Annotated in this window: 19 protein-coding genes; 14 read left to right on the forward strand and 5 right to left on the reverse strand. The window is 59.8% G+C overall.

Annotation, left to right across the window (positions count from 1 at the left end):
- Window positions 1-35: 35 nt before the first annotated feature.
- The 5 genes from VGG22_01020 to secA all read left to right on the forward strand — a co-directional run bounded on the left by VGG22_01020 (window position 36) and on the right by secA (window position 6,944).
- Window positions 36-788, forward strand: coding sequence for a RodZ domain-containing protein (locus VGG22_01020; GenBank protein HEY1726942.1), 753 nt, complete (start codon window positions 36-38; stop codon window positions 786-788).
- Window positions 789-1,280: a YajQ family cyclic di-GMP-binding protein gene (locus tag VGG22_01025; GenBank protein HEY1726943.1), complete on the forward strand. Its 492-nt coding sequence runs from the start codon at window positions 789-791 to the stop codon at window positions 1,278-1,280. It begins immediately after the preceding gene.
- 171 nt (window positions 1,281-1,451) lie between these two features.
- Complete coding sequence (gene rimO / locus VGG22_01030; protein ID HEY1726944.1) at window positions 1,452-2,834, forward strand: 30S ribosomal protein S12 methylthiotransferase RimO; 1,383 nt, start codon at window positions 1,452-1,454, stop codon at window positions 2,832-2,834.
- The gene (locus VGG22_01035; GenBank protein ID HEY1726945.1) at window positions 2,827-4,257 is read left to right on the forward strand and encodes an LCP family protein; all 1,431 of its coding nucleotides are present in this window, start codon (window positions 2,827-2,829) and stop codon (window positions 4,255-4,257) included. Before rimO ends, VGG22_01035 begins: the two co-directional genes overlap by 8 nt.
- Before the next feature lie 41 nt (window positions 4,258-4,298).
- Window positions 4,299-6,944, forward strand: coding sequence for a preprotein translocase subunit SecA (gene secA, locus VGG22_01040; protein HEY1726946.1), 2,646 nt, complete (start codon window positions 4,299-4,301; stop codon window positions 6,942-6,944).
- Here secA and VGG22_01045 read toward each other — a convergent pair.
- Window positions 6,941-8,062 carry a hypothetical protein gene (locus tag VGG22_01045; GenBank protein ID HEY1726947.1) on the reverse strand — a complete coding sequence of 374 codons (1,122 nt, stop codon included), beginning with the start codon at window positions 8,060-8,062 and terminating at the stop codon, window positions 6,941-6,943. The genes secA and VGG22_01045 overlap by 4 nt on opposite strands.
- Window positions 8,063-8,208: 146 nt before the next feature.
- Between VGG22_01045 and prfB the strand changes: the two genes are divergently transcribed.
- The 7 genes from prfB to VGG22_01080 are packed head-to-tail and all read left to right on the forward strand — an operon-like array spanning window position 8,209 to window position 14,043.
- A complete protein-coding gene (gene prfB, locus VGG22_01050; GenBank protein HEY1726948.1) occupies window positions 8,209-9,315 on the forward strand; it encodes a peptide chain release factor 2 in 1,107 nt (368 codons plus the stop codon).
- The gene (locus VGG22_01055; GenBank protein ID HEY1726949.1) at window positions 9,312-10,199 is read left to right on the forward strand and encodes a glycosyltransferase family 2 protein; all 888 of its coding nucleotides are present in this window, start codon (window positions 9,312-9,314) and stop codon (window positions 10,197-10,199) included. Before prfB ends, VGG22_01055 begins: the two co-directional genes overlap by 4 nt.
- Window positions 10,196-10,555 carry a heavy metal-binding domain-containing protein gene (locus VGG22_01060; GenBank protein HEY1726950.1) on the forward strand — a complete coding sequence of 120 codons (360 nt, stop codon included), beginning with the start codon at window positions 10,196-10,198 and terminating at the stop codon, window positions 10,553-10,555. Before VGG22_01055 ends, VGG22_01060 begins: the two co-directional genes overlap by 4 nt.
- Window positions 10,552-11,214: a uracil-DNA glycosylase gene (locus VGG22_01065; protein HEY1726951.1), complete on the forward strand. Its 663-nt coding sequence runs from the start codon at window positions 10,552-10,554 to the stop codon at window positions 11,212-11,214. Before VGG22_01060 ends, VGG22_01065 begins: the two co-directional genes overlap by 4 nt.
- Window positions 11,214-12,287 (forward strand): 23S rRNA (adenine(2503)-C(2))-methyltransferase RlmN, encoded by a 1,074-nt coding sequence (gene rlmN, locus VGG22_01070; GenBank protein HEY1726952.1) that lies wholly within the window; start codon window positions 11,214-11,216, stop codon window positions 12,285-12,287. Before VGG22_01065 ends, rlmN begins: the two co-directional genes overlap by 1 nt.
- A 41-nt stretch (window positions 12,288-12,328) precedes the next feature.
- Entirely contained in the window at window positions 12,329-12,697 is a 369-nt protein-coding gene (locus tag VGG22_01075; GenBank protein ID HEY1726953.1) for a hypothetical protein, read from the forward strand.
- A gap of 35 nt (window positions 12,698-12,732) precedes the next feature.
- The gene (locus tag VGG22_01080; protein HEY1726954.1) at window positions 12,733-14,043 is read left to right on the forward strand and encodes a glycine--tRNA ligase; all 1,311 of its coding nucleotides are present in this window, start codon (window positions 12,733-12,735) and stop codon (window positions 14,041-14,043) included.
- 1 nt (window position 14,044) lies between these two features.
- On the opposite strand, the gene VGG22_01085 is transcribed toward VGG22_01080, so the two are convergent.
- From VGG22_01085 to VGG22_01100, 4 genes are all read right to left on the reverse strand, one after another.
- Window positions 14,045-14,773: an SDR family oxidoreductase gene (locus VGG22_01085; GenBank protein ID HEY1726955.1), complete on the reverse strand. Its 729-nt coding sequence runs from the start codon at window positions 14,771-14,773 to the stop codon at window positions 14,045-14,047.
- A gap of 118 nt (window positions 14,774-14,891) precedes the next feature.
- On the reverse strand, window positions 14,892-15,887 hold the full coding sequence (locus tag VGG22_01090) for an alcohol dehydrogenase catalytic domain-containing protein (protein HEY1726956.1): 996 nt from the start codon (window positions 15,885-15,887) through the stop codon (window positions 14,892-14,894).
- A 2-nt stretch (window positions 15,888-15,889) separates the two neighbouring features.
- Window positions 15,890-16,843, reverse strand: coding sequence for an aldo/keto reductase (locus VGG22_01095; GenBank protein HEY1726957.1), 954 nt, complete (start codon window positions 16,841-16,843; stop codon window positions 15,890-15,892).
- Window positions 16,844-18,169: an amidohydrolase family protein gene (locus tag VGG22_01100; GenBank protein HEY1726958.1), complete on the reverse strand. Its 1,326-nt coding sequence runs from the start codon at window positions 18,167-18,169 to the stop codon at window positions 16,844-16,846. It abuts the gene before it with no gap.
- A 56-nt stretch (window positions 18,170-18,225) separates the two neighbouring features.
- Between VGG22_01100 and VGG22_01105 the strand changes: the two genes are divergently transcribed.
- The gene (locus tag VGG22_01105; protein ID HEY1726959.1) at window positions 18,226-18,945 is read left to right on the forward strand and encodes a GntR family transcriptional regulator; all 720 of its coding nucleotides are present in this window, start codon (window positions 18,226-18,228) and stop codon (window positions 18,943-18,945) included.
- Complete coding sequence (locus VGG22_01110) at window positions 18,942-20,282, forward strand: M20/M25/M40 family metallo-hydrolase (protein HEY1726960.1); 1,341 nt, start codon at window positions 18,942-18,944, stop codon at window positions 20,280-20,282. Before VGG22_01105 ends, VGG22_01110 begins: the two co-directional genes overlap by 4 nt.
- Window positions 20,283-20,359 lie beyond the last annotated feature (77 nt).

Below are 20,359 nucleotides of genomic sequence, written 5' to 3' on the forward strand. Positions count from 1 at the left end.
GGGAAAGGCTCCAGGTGGCGCTAACTTTGGGTGTGATGCCTTCGCTCGGAGATGAGTTTCGCGTTGCACGGGAAGCGCGCGGCTTGTCTCTCTCCGACGTTGCCGAAAGCCTTCACATTCGATCGATCTATCTCCAAGCGATCGAAGAGGAAGACTGGCCGGTCATCGGGGCTCCGGTCTACATTCGAGGCTTTATCCGAACGTATGCTCGGTTCTTAGGTGTTGACCCCGAGCACGCAATCGAGGCCTTCAATGCGACCGTGCCTTCCGCTCCCCCGACCAAGCAGTGGAACGGCGGTGGCGCCGTCAGCGTCGATCCGACCAGCGGCCGAAAGCCCTCGCTTTGGCTGTGGGTCGCCGTCGTCGTGGCGCTTGGCCTCGTCGGGTACGTCGGCTACGGCTACTATCAGCTGCGCAGTGCCACTCCCGAAAAGACGGTCGCTGCGATCCCGATCGCGGACGGGAGCGCCACCCCTGCATCGAGCTTGCCGCCGGCCAGCGCGAGGCCGCTTGCTGCGACCCCGGGACCGGCACGTCCGGTCGGGCACGTCCTCGCCGTGAAGCTGACACAGCTTTCGTGGATGCGCGTGACCGTTGATGGGAATGTCGTTCTTGAAGGCGAGTTTCCACCGGGGACGATCCGCGATTTTCGCGGGAAGCACGTGCAGCTGCTCGTTGGAAATGGCGGCGGCGTTGAAGTTACGCCACCCGGACAACCGTCGCGCGTGTTAGGTTCGACCGGACAGGTCGTGCAGCGCGATTATAAACTCACTGGGAAAACGGAGTAAATGCCAGCAGATTCTTCATTTGACGTCGTCAGCCGCATCGATGCGCAAGAGCTCGAGAACGCGCTCAATCAAGCGCGCGCGGAAATTGCAGGTCGCTTCGATTTCAAGAACTCGAAAACGACGATTGAGAACACCGAGAAAGATATTACGATCGTCGCCGACGACGAGCTGAAGCTGAAGAACGTCATCGACATCGTGCAATCGCGCGCGGTGAAGCGCGGAATTTCGCTCAAGTCGTTCGACTACGGAAAAGTCGAGCCGGCCACACAAAATACATTACGTCAGAAGATCACGCTAAAGGTCGGGATTCCCAAAGATAAGTCCAAGCCGATCTTCGATGCGATCAAGAGCGCGAAACTCAAGGTCACGGCGCAATTCCAAGGCGACCAGATTCGGGTCTCAGGAAAATCGAAAGACGATTTGCAGAAGGCAATAAATCTTCTCAAAGCCTTGGATTTCGAGCTCCCGCTACAGTTTGTGAATTATCGCTGAGCAAGGCCGCCGGACCGATGGCATTCCGCGACAGACGCTCCAGCTTTTTCCGGAGCCATGGAGGGCGAGAGGAAAAAGCGGGCGAGCAGACTTTTCCAGGAAGGAAAAGACGAGTGCTCGGGAGGGGAATGTCGTCGGGCCGGTGGCCGAAGTATGGTAATATAGCGCGTCGTGCCTAGAGTAGCGCTTGTCTCGCTTGGCTGTGCCAAGAATCTTGTTGATTCTGAAGTGATGATCGGCAAGCTTGGCGAGTCGGGCTGGGAGCTCGTTCCCGATGCCGCTGAGGCGGACGCCGTCGTGGTCAACACGTGCGCGTTCATCGATCCGGCCAAGGCCGAGTCGACTGAAGTCATCCTCGAGCACGCGGCCGCAAAGAAGCCGGGGCAGCAGCTCATCGTTGCAGGCTGCCTGTCACAACGCTTTGGCGCGCAGCTGCAGCAGCTGATCCCGGAAATCGACGGCATCGTCGGAACCGGCGCCTACGCGGGAATCGCAGAGATTCTCGAAGAGGCGCGTGAGGGTTTGCGACCTGTACGCCTGCAGTTCGAAAGCGAGCCCGAACACGACTTTCTTCCGCGCTTGGTCACCACGCCGCGTGCAACCGCATATTTAAAGATCGCGGAGGGCTGCGATCACCCGTGCACCTTCTGCATCATCCCGCAGTTGCGCGGCAAGTTTCGTTCGCGCAGCGAAGAGTCGATTCTCGCGGAAGCGCGCGCGCTTGCCGCCGGCGGAACGAAAGAGCTGATCCTGATCGCGCAAGACACATCGATGTGGGGACGCGACCGCGGATATCGTCGTGGCGGCTTGGCGACGTTGCTCGAGCGTCTCGCGGACGTCGAGGGCATCGAATGGATCCGCCTGCTCTATCTCTATCCGGCGACGGTCGATTCGGAGCTGATCGACGCAATTGCCGGCATCGATCGCGTTTGCAAGTATATGGACATGCCGCTTCAGCATGCGCATCCCGACGTGTTGCGCCCGATGTTGCGGCCCTCGAACGGTGAACGTTATTTGGAATTGATCGAGGAATTTCGCAATCGCGTTCCGGGAATCACGATGCGCTCGACGTTCATCGTCGGCTTTCCCGGCGAGCGCGACGAGCATGTGGAGTATCTTGAAGAATGGCTGGGGCGCGCCCAGCTCGATCGCGTCGGATTTTTCACGTACAGTCAAGAAGAAGGCACGCCCGCGGCGGAACTCGGCGAACAAGTTCCGGAACGCGAGAAGCGCAAGCGTCTTCTGCGCCTACGCGAAGCGGCGCGTGTCGCCTCGGACCACGCTCGCGGGCGCCGCATCGGACAAACCGTTCGCGTCCTGATCGAAAGTCGCGCGAAGTTGCGTAAGAACGATGCGATTGCGGCATCGCTGGGTACGCGGGACGTACTCGTCTCGCGTTCGATGGGCGAAGCGCCGGGCGTCGACGGCAGCATCTTTCTGCCGGCCGAAAACGCGCGCGCGAATGTCGGCGAGTTTGCTTCTGCAAATCTGATTGGCGCCGGCCCGTTCGATTTCTACGGCACGTTTGCACCGGAATTGGCGGCTGTTGGGTAAGCATCTCGCACCGCCGCCGGTTTCTAGCGATCCCGATCCTTTCGAGCCCTCTCGTCCAAGCCGCCAGAAGGGCCACTTGCGCGTCGTTCCGATCGCCGCGCTCGGTGTGCTGTTCTTCTTGTGCATCGCCGTCGGCTTTTTGGCGTTGCGCGCGAAAGCACACCACCGCACGCTGCAGCAAGAGATCGTCAACATCTTCATCCCGCCGCCGGAGCAGATCTTCGCGAAAGACCGCATCTCGCTTCTAGTCTTGGGAATCGACTACAACTACACCGAGCGCGACATGCATTATTCGAACGGCGCGCGCAGCGACACGATCTTCGTAACGACGCTTGATTTTCCGACGCGCGGCGTTTCGATGCTCTCGATTCCGCGCGACATGGAAGCCACGCTGCCGAATGGTGAGGTGGACAAGATCAACGCGGCCTACGGGGAGGGCGGTGCGCGTGAAGCCGATCAAGTCATTGGTGGATTCCTTGGCATCCCGAGGACGTCGAGCGGGCACTATTTCGACCGGTACATCGTCTTGCGCGTCGACGCGTCAAAGGATCTTATCAACGCGATTGGCGGTGTCGATGTCGACGTCATGAATTCAAACGCCATTACGCACTCAGGGCCGAACGGTCCGCTCGACTACGACGACAATTGGGGTCACTTGCACATTCATCTGAAGCCGGGAATGCAGCACCTCAACGGCGATCAAGCCGTCGGCTACGTGCGCTTCCGGCACGACTGGTGCAGCGATCCGTGCCGCATCTTACGTCAACAGCAAGTCATGCGCACGATCGTCGACAAACTCAAACGCGACAAGTTCAACGATGTCGCGCACGTTCGCGATCTGCTCGGGGTTGCCAAGCGCGACATCGAGACGAATCTCTCCTTCGATGAAGAGCTGAGCCTCGCGACCGCGTTCTCACAAGTCGAACAAGCTGGGATAAAAACGGGACAGCTCGCGTACACGGGCGACAAGGAAGTTGCGGCGGGAGACGTCTTGATCCCCGATCCCGCAAAGGATCAGAAGATGATTCAAGACCTGATCATGGGACCGCTGGGCGCTCCGCCCACGATTCCACCGACGGTTGTCAGCAACATCAAGCCATCCGATCTCGCGATCGACGTCCTCAATGGCAGCGGCATACCAGGCATGGCAAAGCAATTCGCAAGCTTGCTCCGCACGAAGGGCTACAATGTCGGCAAGGTCGGCAACGCCGAGACCTTCGGTCATGCACAGACGCAGATATTGGAACACTCACGGATCTTTGGAGCCGGTGCGCGTGTCCGCAGCGACGTGGCGATCATCCCGGGTCTGGTCGTGAGCGCCGATCCGGCGCCCGCCCCCTCGACGGGTTGGAAAAGTGACGTAACGGTCATTGTCGGGAAAGACTTCGCCGATGCCATCGCAGCCCGACCCGCCGCTCGGTAGCGGAAACTGATCGACACCGAGAACGTTAAGACGTAGAGATTATGGCCTTTCTGAAGACGATTTTTGACGCCAACGAGCGTGAGATTTCGCGTTTGCGACGCACCGCGGACCGCGTAAACGCATTCGAGCCGGCGATTTCGGCACTTTCCGACGAGTCGCTCGCGGCCAAGACGCCCGAATTTCGGGAACGCTTTGCCGGCGGTGCGACGCTCGATGATCTCCTGCCCGAAGCCTTTGCAGTCGTGCGCGAAGCCGCAAAACGCACACTCGGCATGCGGCACTTCGACGTGCAGCTGATGGGCGGCCAAGTCTTGCACGAAGGTAAGGTCGCGGAGATGAAAACCGGCGAGGGTAAGACGCTCGTCGCGACGCTCCCGGTGTACTTGAACGCGCTCGCCGGGAAAGGCGTCCATCTCGTCACCGTCAACGACTATTTGGCGAAACGCGACGCAGCGTGGATGGCGCCGATCTATGAATTCTTGGGCTTGACCGTCGGCGTGATCCAACACGATCTGCAACCTCCCGAGCGGCGCGCAGCCTACAATTCCGACGTCACCTACGTCACGAACAATGAAGTCGGCTTCGACTATCTGCGCGACAATATGGCGTGGCAGCTTGAAGACATGGTGCAGCGCGAGCTTAGCTTTGCGATCGTCGACGAAGTCGACTCAATTCTCATCGATGAAGCCCGCACGCCGCTCATCATCAGCGGTCAAGGACACGACGCGACCGAGTTATATGCGAAATTTGCGCAGATCGTCCCGCGTCTGAAGAAAGAAGAAGACTTCACGGTTGATGAGAAGGCGCACGCCGCTCCAATCACAGAAGCCGGCGTCGCCAAAGTCGAGAAGATGCTGGGGATCGGGAATCTCTACGATCAGCGCAACATCGAGCTCGCGCACCAGCTGAATGCCGCGCTCAAGGCGTGGAATCTCTTCCACAAAGAGCAGCAGTACATCGTCAAGGACGGTGAGGTAATCATCGTCGACGAGTTCACGGGGCGTCTGATGACGGGCCGCCGTTACTCGGACGGTATCCACCAAGCGATCGAAGCCAAAGAAGGCTTGAAAGTTCGCAGCGAAGACCAGACACTGGCGACGATCACGTTCCAGAACTACTTCAGACTTTACGACAAGCTCGCCGGCATGACCGGTACGGCCAAGACCGAGGAGCGCGAGTTCGGTGAGATCTACGGTCTCTCGGTCGTTGCGATTCCAACCAATCGTGACGTGCAACGCGACGATCTCGGCGACATCATCTACAAGAGCGAGGACGCAAAGTTCGCGGCGGTCGTCGAAGAAATCGTCGCGGAGCACACCAAGGGGCGTCCAGTTCTCGTCGGGACGCGTTCGATCGAAAAATCAGAGCGCTTGGCCGCGATGCTTCGCCGCAAAGGCACCGAGTGCAACGTTCTCAACGCGAAGTACCACGAGCAGGAAGCGCAGATCATCAAAGATGCGGGTATTCGCGGCGCGGTCACGATTGCGACCAATATGGCCGGTCGCGGCGTCGACATCAAGCTGGGTGAAGGCATCGCAGACATCGGCGGTCTGCACATCATCGGGACCGAGCGGCACGAGTCGCGCCGGATCGACAACCAACTGCGCGGACGCGCGGGCCGTCAAGGCGACCCCGGCTCGACGCGCTTCTACGTCGCGCTCGAAGACGAGATCATGCGGCTGTTCGGTGCCGAGCGCATTCAGAGCGTGATGAAGATGGTTGGCTTTAGCGATGAGACGCCGATTGAAGCGAAGATGATTTCGCGTTCTATCGAGCGTGCGCAGAGCAAAGTTGAGAACCACAATTACGAGATCCGCAAATCGGTTCTCGAATACGACGACGTCATGAACAAACAGCGCGAGATCATCTACGGCGAGCGCCGTAAGATCTTGCAAGGCGAGTCGATGCGCCCGTTCATGCTGCAGACGCTGCACGACAAGATCGCTTCCGGGATCGACGAGCACGCGTCGGCGGAACGGCACCCGAGCGAATGGCAGCTGGGCGCGATTCTGGATGAGATCGAGCCGATTTTCCCGGTCAAGGGCCACATATCGCTCGAAGACATCGAGAAGCTCGATCGGGATGAGATGAAGAGGCGCCTTATCGCGATCGGCGAGGAGCTGTACGAAGCTAAAGAAGCCGAAGTAACACCCGACATCATGCGCTTCGTTGAGTCGCGCTACATCATGCTGCCGATTATCGACCGCATGTGGGTCGATCATCTCTACGTGATGGACACGCTCAAGAGCGGTATCGGTTTGCGCGGTTACGGTCAAAAAGATCCGCGCGTCGAATACGAAAAAGAAGCCTACGAGATATTCGAAGATCTCAAGAACAACATCGCCGACGAAGCGATCAAGACCGTCTTCCACATTCAGATCGAGCGCCAAGAAGCGCCGGCGCCCGAGCCGCAGCTCGTTGCGCCGGGGCCGGCATTCGAAGCCGTTCCGTCGGGACAGTTGCTTCCGCAAGCCGCGCTGCCCGCAGCGCCGCTCGACGATCGGGCGCTCGAACAGATGTTGGGGCCGGTTCCGGGCAAGCCCGCGAAAGCACAGCTTCACACGAATCGCGACGGTGAAGAACCGGCCAAACCGACGCAGCGCGCGAACGACAAGGTTGGACGCAACGAGCTCTGCCCGTGCGGCTCAGGCAAAAAATTTAAGAGGTGCCACGGCGCCGCCGCCTAGTGCGGGAACGTCATCTCCCAAACGACTGGAATCGAAGCATCTGAGGCCCAAACGTTCCCCGACGGATCGATCGTTATACCGAAAGGGTTGAAGCTGGAGCAGCCCGCCGGCGTATAGTTAGCGATAACGCCCGTCTTCATATTGAGTTGTCCGATCGCTCCATTGGCATTGCCCGTGTTCGCTTGTGGGAAATACACGTAACTATCGGTGGCGGCGATTCCCCACCCCGTTCCAAGGAGCGCCCCTTTCACGGGATAGTCGGTTTCCGCACCGCTCGTCGAGAAACGCGCGATCGCGTAGCCGCTCGGTATCTTCCCGTCGACCCAAAGGTAGCCGCCGCCGGAAACGATGTTGAAGAACCCCTCGTTCGAAACGTCCGCGATTTGCGTGACGTTGCCGCCGGTGTCGATACGATCGAGGTGTCCCGATGTAACGACTCCCAAATAGAAGTCGATGAACCACAGGGCGCCATCGGGGCCCGCAGTGATCGGACCCGGCGTGAACGGGACCGGATAGACAGCCGCGGGAGCGCCGATAATTCCGGGGACGAATTTGAGAATCACGCCATTGCCGTTGTTAGATTCGTCGTTGCCGGTGACCCAGACGTTGCCGTCCGAACCAATCGCGACGAAGTGGAGGTAGTAGCAGTGAGTGCCTGCCGCCAAATAAGTTACCGGCAAGCCGCCGCTCTCGGAAAGACTGTTCAGAAATCCTGAATAGCTATTGCAGTCTGCTGCCAGCGTGTACCAGAGCGACCCGTCTTTCCCGACCGTAAAGGAGTACACCCAGGAGTTCGACGGCTGCGTTGGAGCGATCGCATTGTATTGTGAGACACCGACCGCTGGATTCAGCAACGCCGCAGTCCCACCGCCGGCGGTTCCCCATATCTTCCCATCCGGCGCCGCGCCGAGTTGGGCAAACGTAAATGGAAAGCTATATTCCTTTTGCGTGAGCGGGGTGAGGTTCGCGGTGCTCGCAGTCGATCCACTGCCGTTACCACCGACCGGCGCGGCATTGCCCGCGTCCGGTACCGCCAGTGTGGTGTGGCCTCCGGAAGAGCAAGCCGCGAGCGCCAAAAGCAAGACGACAAGAGGGAGCCGGGTTGCGACCTTCTGCATAGGGTAGGCTCCGAAAGAAAGGACTGATTAAGAGCTTAGGCGTCGTCTGCTCCGTCGCTCTAGGGCTGAACGGCTCCTATAATTTGCCCAGCCTGCCAATACGCAGGCCCGCCGGCGCAGCTAGCTCGAAACCCGTACAACCATGAGTGACGCGCAACTGGCAGCGATTGGACGCCTTCGCGAGCGTTTGGAGACGCTCCGGGAGCGTCTTTGACGACGCCGGAAAACGGCGGAAGCTAAGCGAGCTCGAGAACCGCTCGCGCGCGGAAGACTTCTGGACTGACTCGCAGACGGCGCAGGGTGTCATGAAAGAGCTGGCCGAGTTGCGCGAAGAGACCGATACGTTCACGCGTGTCGAGACGCTGCTGGATGAGGCAGAAGAGACGCTCGAGATCCTCGGCGACGAAAAAGGTGCATCCGACGAGGCGGAGAGCGGAATCGCGCAAGCCGAGGTTAGGCTCGACGAACTCGAAATGGCGGCGAATTTCGACCGCGAGTTCGACGCGCACAACGCGATCGTCTCGATCAATTCGGGCGCCGGTGGTGTGGACGCGGCGGATTGGGCCGAGATGCTGGCGCGGATGTACATGCGGTGGGCCGAGCGCAAAGAGTTTTCGGTGAACGTTACCGACGCATCCGCGGCGGAAGAAGCCGGGCTTAAGTCGATTACGTTCTTCGTGCGCGGAAGGAACGCGTACGGAATGCTCGAGAGCGAGCGCGGCGTGCATCGGCTCGTGCGCATCTCTCCCTTCGACCAGCAACACCGCCGTCATACGTCGTTTGCCTCCGTGGACGTCATCCCGGAGATCGCGAGCGGAGAAGACGCAGGAATCGAGATCAAGCCGGACGACCTGCGCATCGAGACCTTCAAATCCGGTGGCGCCGGCGGCCAGTACGTCAACAAGACCGAATCGGCAATTCGCATCATCCACATTCCTACCGGCCTTATCGTCGCGTCACAGCAAGAGCGCTCGCAAATGCAGAACCGCGACGTCGCCATGAACATCCTGCGCGCCAAGCTGGTGCAGCGCGACTATGAGGAACGGCAAGCGTTACTCGATGGGATGCGTGGTGAGCGCCGCGCGAATGAATGGGGCTCGCAAATCCGGTCGTACGTTCTGCAGCCGTATTCGCTGGTAAAGGATCATCGCACAAACGTCGAGACCGGCAACACGCAAGCCGTTCTCGACGGCGAGATCGATGTTTTCATCTGGCCCTATTTGCAGCAGCGTCCCCGTCTCGCGCGCGCATGAGCAGAATCGACGTTATCGTCGTCTGCTGGAACGATCGCGACAACATCACAAAGGCGCTGGACTCGGTCTTCGAGCTCGATGAAGTAAAGAGCGATCTTTCGTTCGCGCATGTCGTCGTCTCTGACAACGGCTCGACCGACGGCTCGCGCGAGTTCATTCGGGAACGCTACGGCGACCGCGTCCAGATCATCGAGAACGGCGGGAACCTTGGCTTCGCTGCGGCCTGCAATCGCGCGTTCGAGCGGACGTCGTCGCCGTATGCATATTTACTGAACCCGGATGCCGAGCTAAAAACCGGTGCGCTGCGCGAGATCGTTGCGTTCATGGACGTGCATCCGCGCTGCGGCATCGCGGGCTCGCGGATCTATAATCTCGACGGCACGATTCAGCGCGACGCGGTCGGTGAATTCGATACTTGGGCCGGGGCATTTCTGCGCTCGAGCGCTTGGGGCGAGTGGCCGATGTTCCGCCGGTACGCCAACGGTGCATCGCTGCGCGACTGGGATTTCGCGCAAGAGCGGCGCGTCGATATCGCGATTGGCGCGGCGCTGGCGATTCGGCGTACACTTTTGGATGCAATCGGACTCTTCGACGAGCGTTTCTTTCTTTATCACGAGGAAGTTGATTTTGCGAAACGCGCTGCCCTGGCCGGTTGGGAGACGTGGTACGTTCCGCAAAGCGAGGCTGTGCACGAAGGCCGGGCGAGCGCACGTGGCGCGTACAGCGTCGATGCACGTAAGCAGCGTTCGCGCCGCGCATATTGGCTCAAGCACCACGGTCCCGTCTGGTACGGGACGCTCGTCGCGGCGCTCGTCGGTCGCTACGCTCTTTACATCGGGGCGGCCGGTGCCGTGGCGCTGGTGGCGAAACGAGTCTTGCGATGATCGCCCCCGAGAACGTCGTGACCTTTGAGCGAATTGACGGCTTCAAAGTCCTCAAGTCGCTTGGTTACGCGTACGGACAGGCGAGTCGTCCGAAGAATCTGTTGCGCGCGACCTTTCGCAGCATCGGCGCATTTATCGGTCTCGCGCCGATCGAGTATCTCACGGATGCGGAGCGTGCGCGCGCCGAATCACTGAACGCGCTGATTGCGCGTGCGAACACGCTGGGTGCGAACGGCATCTTGGGACTGCAGTTTCAGGTCGCGGAGCAATCGGACGGCTCGACGCGCGTCGTGGCATTCGGTGAAGCGGTCATTCTCGATCCGGAGCCGGGCAAGATGGGATCCGCCGTCGCATGAGCCTCGAAGAGCGCGCAAAACGCGAGAAGGCGCTTTCGCGCGCGGCGTCAGTCGTTGCGTCGTGCCGCAAGTGCGAGATCGGGTACACGCGCACCAATATCGCATACGGTGAAGGCGATCCATGCGCACGCTTGATGTTAATCGGCGAGGGCCCGGGCGAAACGGAAGATAAGCTCGGCCGGCCGTTCGTTGGGCGCGCCGGCGAATTGCTTGACCGCATGCTCGCCGCGATCGGACTTGCGCGCGAGGAAGTGTTCATCTGCAACACGGTTAAGTGCCGCCCGACGCTCGATGACGGCAATCGCTTGCGCAACCGCGCACCGACGCCGGACGAGATGCGCAACTGCCGTCCCTATCTCGACCAACAGATCGAGATCATCAAGCCGGAAATGATCCTGTGCCTCGGAGCGCCGTCCGCGAAATCGTTTTTAGGAGAGCGCTTCTCGATAACCAAGCAGCGTGGCATCTGGTACGATGGGCCGAACGGCATCCCTCTGATCGCGACCTTCCACCCTGCGTACGTCTTACGCATGACGGGCGGGAAAGAGATGACCGAAGTCAAGCGCTTGGTATGGTCGGATTTGAAACAAATTCGGGCTCGACTCGACGAACCGAAACCAAAGACCGAGCCTGAGGTGATACAAGAAGCGTTATTCTGATGAGTACCGCACAGGAAATCTGGTTTGACGAAAAAGCACGCCGCGGCGGATTTGCCAGCGGCTCCGCTTTGCTTTCCGCGCTCGATTTGCGCAAATACCGGCTCGAGCAAATCTATCGTGCCGCGACAAAAGAGCTGGCGCGCGATCTCGATGCGGTAACGACGCTCCCCAAGGAGCTTCGCGCAAAACTCAGCGAGCGCGGCTTTGCTTTTGATTCGGTCGCGCCGACGGTCGTCCAGCGCTCGAACGACAAGCAAACGACGAAGGGCCTGTTTCGTCTTGTCGATGGCTCGGAAGTCGAAGCCGTCCTGATGGAACACCACGGCGAGCGCAGCACGGTGTGCATCTCGAGCCAAGCCGGCTGCGCATATGCGTGCCGGTTTTGCGCGACCGGTCAAGGCGGATTTACGCGGAATCTCGAGGCGACCGAGATCTTCGACCAGGCGCGTTATTTCGCGCGCGAGCTGGCGCGTCGCGACAAGAAGATAACGAACGTCGTTTTCATGGGGATGGGCGAGCCGTTTGCCAACTACGACGCCGTCATGGACGCGGTGCGCCTGCTGCACGATCCGAAAGGTTTTGGCCTCGGACACCGGCACATCACGATCTCGACGGTCGGCCTCGTTCCGCAAATCGACAAGTTTGCAAGCGAAGGGATTCAGGTCAATCTCGCAATCTCGCTGCACGCACCGAACGACGAGCTGCGCGGTCGGCTGATGCCGGTTAATCGGCGTTACCCGATCGCCGAGCTGATGGCGGCCTGCGCTCGCTATATGAAGGCAACGCACCGCAAGATTTTCTTCGAGTACGTCATGCTGGATGGGCAAAACGATACCGATGCATGCGCGAAAGAGCTAGCCCAGTTAATGCGCGGTCCCCTCTACCACGTCAATTTGATCCCGTACAACGCAACCAGCGCCGAGTTAAGCGGCAGCAGCGACGCGAAGGTGCGTGCGTTTCAGAGGAGGCTCGAAGATAACGGCGCCATCGCGACGGTGCGTGTTCCGATGGGGCGCGATATCGCAGCCGCCTGCGGGCAACTCAAAGCGGAGAAGAACGCACCTCAGGAATGATGGCCGCCGCGAGCGGGCGTCTGCGAGCGGAGGCACTGCCCGTGGCCCGCACCGCGGCGGACGGCTCTAGCTGTCGCCGAGAAAGAACGCTCGGACGAGCTGCGTGTTCGGTCCGGAAGTCCGACATTGCGGCGCTCGGCAAGCGTGCGCCCAAAGGTCCGGTGCTCGGCTTGAAAACGGTCGATCTCGAAATGAAAGACGTGTTGCTGACGAGCAATCCGAAAGTATTTTTCACGACGCCGCACTTCGATGGCTATCCGGCAGTGCTCGTCGAGCTCGAACGGATTTCCGTTAAGGCTCTGAAGGAAGCGCTGGTCGAGGCATGGTTTGCCTGCGCCGGAAAGCGACTTGCGTCGGAGTACCTGACGCGCAGTAGGCGCCCGCCCTCACGCGGCCGAACTCGGGCCTGATGGTCGACGAAACGCAACTGACAAACCCCGCATCAATGGACGAAATAGCGGCGCTGGCAAAGCGCCGTGGTTTTATCTTTCAGTCGAGTGAGATTTACGGCGGGATCGGCGGCTTTTTCGACTACGGTCCGCTCGGCGCGGTTCTGAAGCGAAATGTCAAAGATGCGTGGTGGCATGAGATTGTCGAGATGCGCGATGATGTCGTCGCCTTCGATTCGTCGATCATCATGCATCCCGATACGTGGGTAGCGTCCGGCCATGTCGCGGCGTTTCACGACAAGCTCGTCGACTGCAAGAACTGCAAGCACCGTTTTCGCGCAGATCATCTGAAGACGCTGGAGCAATGCCCCGATTGCGGTATGCGCGGAACGCTGACCGAACCGCGCAACTTCAACCTTATGATGAAGACGCAAGTCGGCCCGATGGAAGATAGCGCTGCGGTTGCATATTTGCGGCCGGAGACAGCTCAGGGCATGTTCGTCAATTTCAAGAACATCTATCAGAGCTCGCGCAAAAAGCCGCCGTTCGGCATCGCTCAGATCGGCAAATCATTCCGCAACGAGATCACGCCGGGAAACTTCACCTTCCGGGTGCGCGAGTTCGAACAAGCCGAGCTCGAGTTTTTCGTCCCGCATGATGGACGCGACATGGAATGGTTCAAAGAATGGGTCGACGCGCGCAAGAAATGGTATTCTGACTACGGCATCAAGGCGGAGCGTCTGCGCTTCTACGAGCTTACGCCTCAGGAGCGTCCGCATTACGCCGTCGCGGGAATCGACGTCGAGTATCTGTTCCCGTGGGGTTGGGGCGAGCTCGAATCGATCGCGCATCGGGGAACGTACGATCTTGACGCGCACATTAAACTCTCGGGCAAAGATCTGACCTACTTCGACGAGGCGACGAAGCAGAAGTACGTCCCGATTCTCATCGAGAGTTCGGCGGGAATGGATCGTACGACGCTTACCATGCTGGTTGATGCGTACGACAAAGAGACGATCACGGACGAGAGCGGAAAGGAAAGCACGCGCACCGTGTTACGGTTCCACCCGAAGATCGCGCCCGTGCAAGTTGGAGTGTTTCCGCTCGCGCGCAACAAGCCTGAGCTGGTCGACCGCGCGCAGACGATCGAACGCGCGCTACGTCCGCATTTTCGCAGTCAATATGATGAAGGCAACGTCGGCCAACTCTATCGCCGGCAAGACGAGATCGGCACGCCGTTCTGCATCATGATCGATTATCAGACGCTTGCCGACGACACGGTGACGATTCGTCACCGCGATTCGATGCGACAAGACCGCGTTGCAGTTGCGCAAATTGCTTCGTTTCTCGCCGAGCGAATTGGCTAAACTACTTGTGCGCTCCGTCGCCTTTTCCGGGTGCTTGGAGATAGGTCGGCAACAGCACCATCTCGGGAACATAGGCGCGTTCGGGTAGAGCCGCGAGAAACAAACAGGCCGATGCGACATCGTCGGCCTGAAGCATGTTTACGCGCTTTTCTGCGCCCGGCGGATTCGCGCGGCGCGCAAGAAACGGAGTGTCGACGACGCCCGGCAAGATGACCGAAATTCGAACGCCGTTTTGATGCTCTTCGTACGCCGCGGAGCGCGTTAGGCCGAAGAGCCCGGTCTTCGAAGCCTGGTATGCGGTCCCGGAGAGATTCGGCCACGCCGCCGAGTTGCTCGAGATGAATATTGCCGTTCCGTGTCGCTCGCGGAGTGACGGAAGCAAGGCTTTCAACGTTTGAAATGCGGCGTTGAGATTCACTTGGATGACGGTATTCCAATCCTCGAGCGAGGTCTCCGCAAGTCGCCGGTTCGGGATGTTATGACCCGCGGCATACACGAGCACGTCGATCGGACCCGTTTTCAGGATGGCCGCCATTCCGCGTTCGACCGCCGCGGAGTCCGCGAGGTCGAATGTATGAGCGTGAAATCGATCGTTTTCCTGAAGTTCTGTTTTGCGGCGTGCGACTGCGTGCACCGTCGCTCCCGCGTCGTAGAATTGTCGAGCCGTTGCAAGCCCAATCCCACTGCTCGCGCCGACCACAACGGCAACACGTCCGGATAAATCACTCACGCAATGACCTCTCTCTCATTTCACTCGGGTATCGCCGGAATACGCCGCCTGAGTTCGAGACGCCAGCACGTCGAAATTCTCGAAGATATGCGCGACATGTGTGCGTTCTGAATTGCGCTCATGCTGAGCAGATTACGGCTCGACCTACCCCGGCTCCCGCGCTGACGCGCGCCAGCGCCTCGTTGGCTTGTGAGAGTGTGAAGTGGTCGCCGATCGCGGCGCGTAGCTCGCCACGCGCGACGAGATCGATGACCATTCGCAGATCGCTACGTGTCGAACCGCGAGACCCGGCAACGCGCCGTTGCGTACGCGCGAGCGTCTGAGTCTGCACTGGAAAAATCGCGCCTGGATCGTAGCCGGTCACGACGAGAATGCCGTCGGGTGCAAGGGCTTCGAATCCGGCCGTCGCGCTTTGGGCGACGCCGGCGAAATCGATTGCGGCATCGAGTCCGCGCGGCAAGCTCGCCGAGCGGAGATCGACGGTTTCTTCGGCACCGAGATCGCGCGCTGAATTGAGCCGTTCGGACTTGACGTCTGCAGCGATGACCCTCGCTCCGGCGCGCTTCGCGAGCTGTACCGCGAACGAACCCAGTCCGCCCACGCCAAGAATGGCGACCCTTTGCCCGGCCTTCAGATCGGCACGCGCGATGGCGCGTGCGGCAGTCGCCGCCGCATCGCACAGCACAGCAGCAGCATCGCTTTCGATCCCGTCCGGAATTGCGATGAGATTATCGGCGGCACACACGAGATAGTCCGCAAATCCACCGTCGCGCTCGAAGCCGATGCGTGGCCCCGGGTTGATGCACATGTTCTCCCGATCGCTTTGACAGTACGCGCAGACGCCGCAGCCTCGGTACAAATAGATGCACGCGCGTTGACCGACGAGCTCACCCGATACTCCGCCGCCCACTGATACGACTTCACCGGCGACTTCGTGTCCGAGGACGCGCGGCGGCTTAATCGTAGCTACGACGCCTTTATAACCTTTGAGATCCGTTCCACATACGCCGCAGGCCGCGACCCGCACGAGCGCTTCGCCTTGACCGGGAATAGGAATCTCGCGTCCTTCGGCGACCAGCGGCGCATCGAATTGACGCAACACCATCGCGTTCATACTCACCGGAACGGCGTGTGCTGCGCATCGGATGACAGCTCCTCGAGCTCCTGCAACAGGTCATCGGTGAGATCAACCTCGAGTGCGCCAAGATTGTCGCCGAGCTGCTCCGTCCTGGTCGCTCCGCACAAGGCTCCGGTAACGCCGGGACGTTTGAGCACCCAAGCGAGTGCGAGTTGCGCCGGACTCCAATTGTTTTCTTGCGCCATCGCTGCAACGCGTTCCGCAAACGCTAGGCGTGGCGAGGTGACACTCTGCGCGAAGATTGGCTGCGTCGAAAGACGTGACGATGGCGGTGGTGGCGCGTTATTGCGGTATTTCGCGGTGAGAATACCGCCGCCGAGCGGCCAAAAAGCGTAGAAACCGACCTGTTCGGCAAGGCACAGCGGCAACATCTCAAGCTCTGCCGTCCGATCGATAAGTGAATAGCTGGCCTGCACGACGGAACAGCGCACGAACCTGCTGCGCTCGCTCGCCCATAACGTGCGTCCGACTTGCCAGGCAGAATAGTTCGAAACGCCGACCGCACGAATCTTCCCGTCGCGCTTGAATTCCTCAAGCGTCCCGAATGTCTCGTCATCCGGCGTCACGCCATCGAAATAGTGCACGTAATACAGATCGATATAATCGGTCTGCAAGCGTCGTAGACTCGCTTCAAGCGCGCTGCGCAAATGTTGTCGCGAGCCGCCGCGCTCGGCGGGTTTATTCCCCGCGCCACCGCCCTTTGTCGTCAAGACGACGCGATCACGGTGCTTGGGTAACCACTCCCCGAGTATTTCCTCGGACTTGCCGCCGCCATACATGTCGGCTGTGTCGAAAAGCGTGATCCCCGCGTCGAGTGCTCGATCGAGTATTGCAAGTGATGCGTTGCGATCCGCCCGCGTTCCGAATGAATTGCATCCGAGCCCTACGACCGACACTTTGAGGTCGCTGTTCGGCAAGACAGCGAAGCGCATCTAAATCGGAATCTTCCACCCCCACGAGGCATCGTGGATCAGGCGTTCCGTTTGCCCCGGGCGCCGATCGACGTAGACTCGGCCTTCTTTCATCACTAGTAAAATGTTCTTTTTCTCGGTGAGGACCTTGATGTCCGCATACGGATTACCGTTCACCGCGATGATATCGGCGATCTTTCCAGGTTCGAGCGTTCCCAATTTGTCTTCGACGCCGATCGCTTCCGCCGCGTGTTTCGTTCCGGTCTTGATCGCCTCTTCGGGTGTCATCCCGAAGTCGACGTAGATGACCATCTCGCCGGCCTGACTGCCCATTTCCGGATCGAGCTGCGTATCGGTTCCGAGCGCCATCTTGATTCCGGCCCGATGCAGACGCTGGAACGTCTCCTTCGTGGACGGCTGAATTTTCTTCATCTTCTTGAGCGTGAACTCGGGTGTACCCATTTGACGACGAATCTCAATTGCATGATCGGTCCGATGCTGAAGCGTCGGCGTTAAAATGATCTTACGCTCTTTCATCATCGCGATCGCTTCGTCGTCAGTGAAGACGGAATGCTCGAGCGTATCAGCGCCGGCGCGCATTGCCATCTTTTGCGCTTCGGGTGTAAAGCAGTGGACCGCAGTACGCTTTCCAAAAGCATGTGACTCATCGACGATCGCGTCGATCTCTTCTTGCGTCATGTTTCGGATGTCGGGCTCTTCCTTATCGGTTCCGCCGCCGCCCGAGCAGCACGTTTTAATGAGGTCGGCGCCAATGCGCAGCTGCGAGCGTGTCAGCTTACGCAGCTCCCACGGGCCGTCGGCCGTCGCCAGCGCAACGCGCGGAACGTTCCGCGGCAAGATGCAATCGAGATGTGCGTTCGTGATGATCGCCCACCCGGCGCAGAAAAGTCGCGGTCCGGCGATGATGCCGAACTCGATCGCGTCACGCAGGGCGCACATCTCTGCAGTCACGTGGCCGGCGTAACTGTAGCCGCCCAGGTCGCGCAAGGTCGTAAAGCCCATCTCCATGCAAATCTGTGCGTGGAGAAGGGCGTAGAGCATCTGCAGTTGCGGTGTAATCTCGAATGCTGCCGCGCGATAATTCTTGAACGTCAGCGTGTTGTACTGATTCAGATGGAGATGACAATCCATCAGACCGGGCATCAGTGTCGCGTCCCCCGCGTCAACCGTGGTGTAATCCTCGGGTAGACGCTGCGAATCGATTTGTCCGATGCTCTCAATGCGGTCGCCGTCGAGCACGACGACGACCCCGCCTTCGCGGAATCCGCCGTTGCCGTCGATGAGCCGGCCGGCACGAATAACAGTCTTGCGTTCTTCTGTCGCCACGGTATACAATGCATACCACTGAACGAACCCGGAGGGCAACTACCACGGCGATCCCCTTGTCGCAAGCCGACGATCCCCTCGACATCCTGACGACCCTCGCGGGACGGTTGGGCGACATGGCGGTCTTGGAACAAACGATCGCCCCTGCAATTCGCGAGGCAATTATCATTGGAGCCCTGCCCGGCGGGATGCGGCTTTCGGAGCTTCAGGTCGCACGCCGCCTACAGGTAAGCCGCACCCCCGTTCGCCGGGCGCTCAACCAATTGGCGCACGAGGGGCTGATCGTAATCGCTCCGCACGTCGGCGCGTCCGTGCGCGCCATCCGGCCCGAAGACGTCGAGGAGATTTACGAGGTTCGCATTGCGCTCGAGGTGCTCGCCGTGAAGTTGCTGATCGAACGAGTGAGCGCGGTCGGACGCGCGGAGTTCATGGAAGCGATGGAGTCGCTCCGGGCCGCCGCCATCGACGCCGATGCGTATGCTGAGGCGCTCGACGCATTCCACCTGTTGATCATGCGGCTGGCTCGGAATCGCACGCTCGTTCAGATGTATCAGAATCTCGTCGGACCGATCCGGCGATTTCGCCGCATCAATCTTGGCCCTTCCGATCGAGTGCAGCGATCGCTGCGCGCGAATCTGCGCGTTGCTCGCGCAATGCTTGCAGGCGATCCGAGCGCAGCAGCTTTGATGGAGGAGCATTTGAAACAAGCCAGCGCCGACGTAATTGCCTTGCTACGTGCCCAGTTCGTTTTGAAGAAGGGGACCGAACTAACATGACCACGTCAGTGGAACGCGTCGTCTCGGCCGTCGACAAGGGCATCGTACGCGATGTTCTGACGCGCCTGGTAGATACGCCGAGTCCGACCGGCCACGAGATGGCAATCGCGCAACTGCTCGCGGAGATTTTCCGAGAATATAAGCTCGAAACGCGGTTGCAAAACATCTACGACGAGCGCTACAACGTCGTCGGCCGCATGCCGGGTACGGGAGGTGGTCCCACGCTGTTGTTCAGCGGTCACCTCGACACGTCCGTACGCGGGGACGAGGACTACTTGAGCGGAATCGGTTGGAAAAATAAGGCTGTTCTTGACGGCGATTGGCTTTACGGCAACGGCGCGTTCAACATGAAGAACGGTTTCGCAAGCTTTATCGCAGCCATCGCAGCGATGCGTTCTTGCGACATAAAATTGCCGGGCGACATTATCGTGGCCGGAACCGCTGGAGAAATCGAGATGGCGCCGGTGGATGAGTTCGAAGGCCGCGAGTACGACGGATACGGGACCGGCATGTGGCACCTGGTTAGTCACGGAGTTGCCGCCGATGTGCACGTGCTTCCGGAACCGACCGGCCTAAACGTACACGTCGGCATGTTCGGAACGGTGTGGGCAAAGATTACGACGCACGGGGCGTTCGCGCACACGGCCTGGTCGGCATCGCAGCCGAGTGCGATCAAGCGTATGCGGCCGATGCTCGATGCAATCGAGTCGTGGGCACCGGAATACAGAAAGCGCAACGCCTTTATGGGCGTCGAGCCGGCGGTCAACGTTGCGGCTATTCGCGGAGGGCTTCCCTGGCGCGCCGCGCGCACGCCGAATCTGTGTCGTCTCTACGTCGACGTGCGCATTCCGCCACCAGTTTTTCCTCTCGACGTGCAGCTCGAGCTGCGTGATCTTGTCGCAGCCGTCGCAGCGCGCGAGAAATTTGACATCGAGATCGAATTCTACATGTCTCGACCCGGCACGCTCGTATCGCCGTCGCATCCGGTTGTTCGGAGCGTTGCTGACGCGCATCAGAGCCTGACGGGAAGCGACCCGCACGTTTCGTTCGCGCCGCCGTTCTGTACGGATGCAATCGACAGCAATCGTTTTGGAATTCCAACTGTGGTCTACGGCGCCGGCGGGCGTTCGCGGGCGGCAACTTCGAAGAACGGCAGCGCGGATATGAGCACCGATGCGCGGGCGTTCGACGGAGAGTACGTTTCCATCTCAGACGTCGCAACCGCGGGACAGGTCTTCGCCCAATCCGCGATTGAGATTTGCTCGAAAAACCGGGCCGAATTCGTTCGCGGGCGTGGACTGATGCCCGCAGTCGACCTTCAGGAGGCACGCACGTGAATAACACATCCAAGCAAAACATCTCTCGTCGGGCGGTAATTGCAGCTGGCGCAGCTGCGGCTGCGACCTTTAGTTCC

It is taken from the genome of Candidatus Baltobacteraceae bacterium, assembly GCA_036489885.1.
In the GTDB taxonomy this organism is placed as follows: domain Bacteria; phylum Vulcanimicrobiota; class Vulcanimicrobiia; order Vulcanimicrobiales; family Vulcanimicrobiaceae; genus JAFAMS01.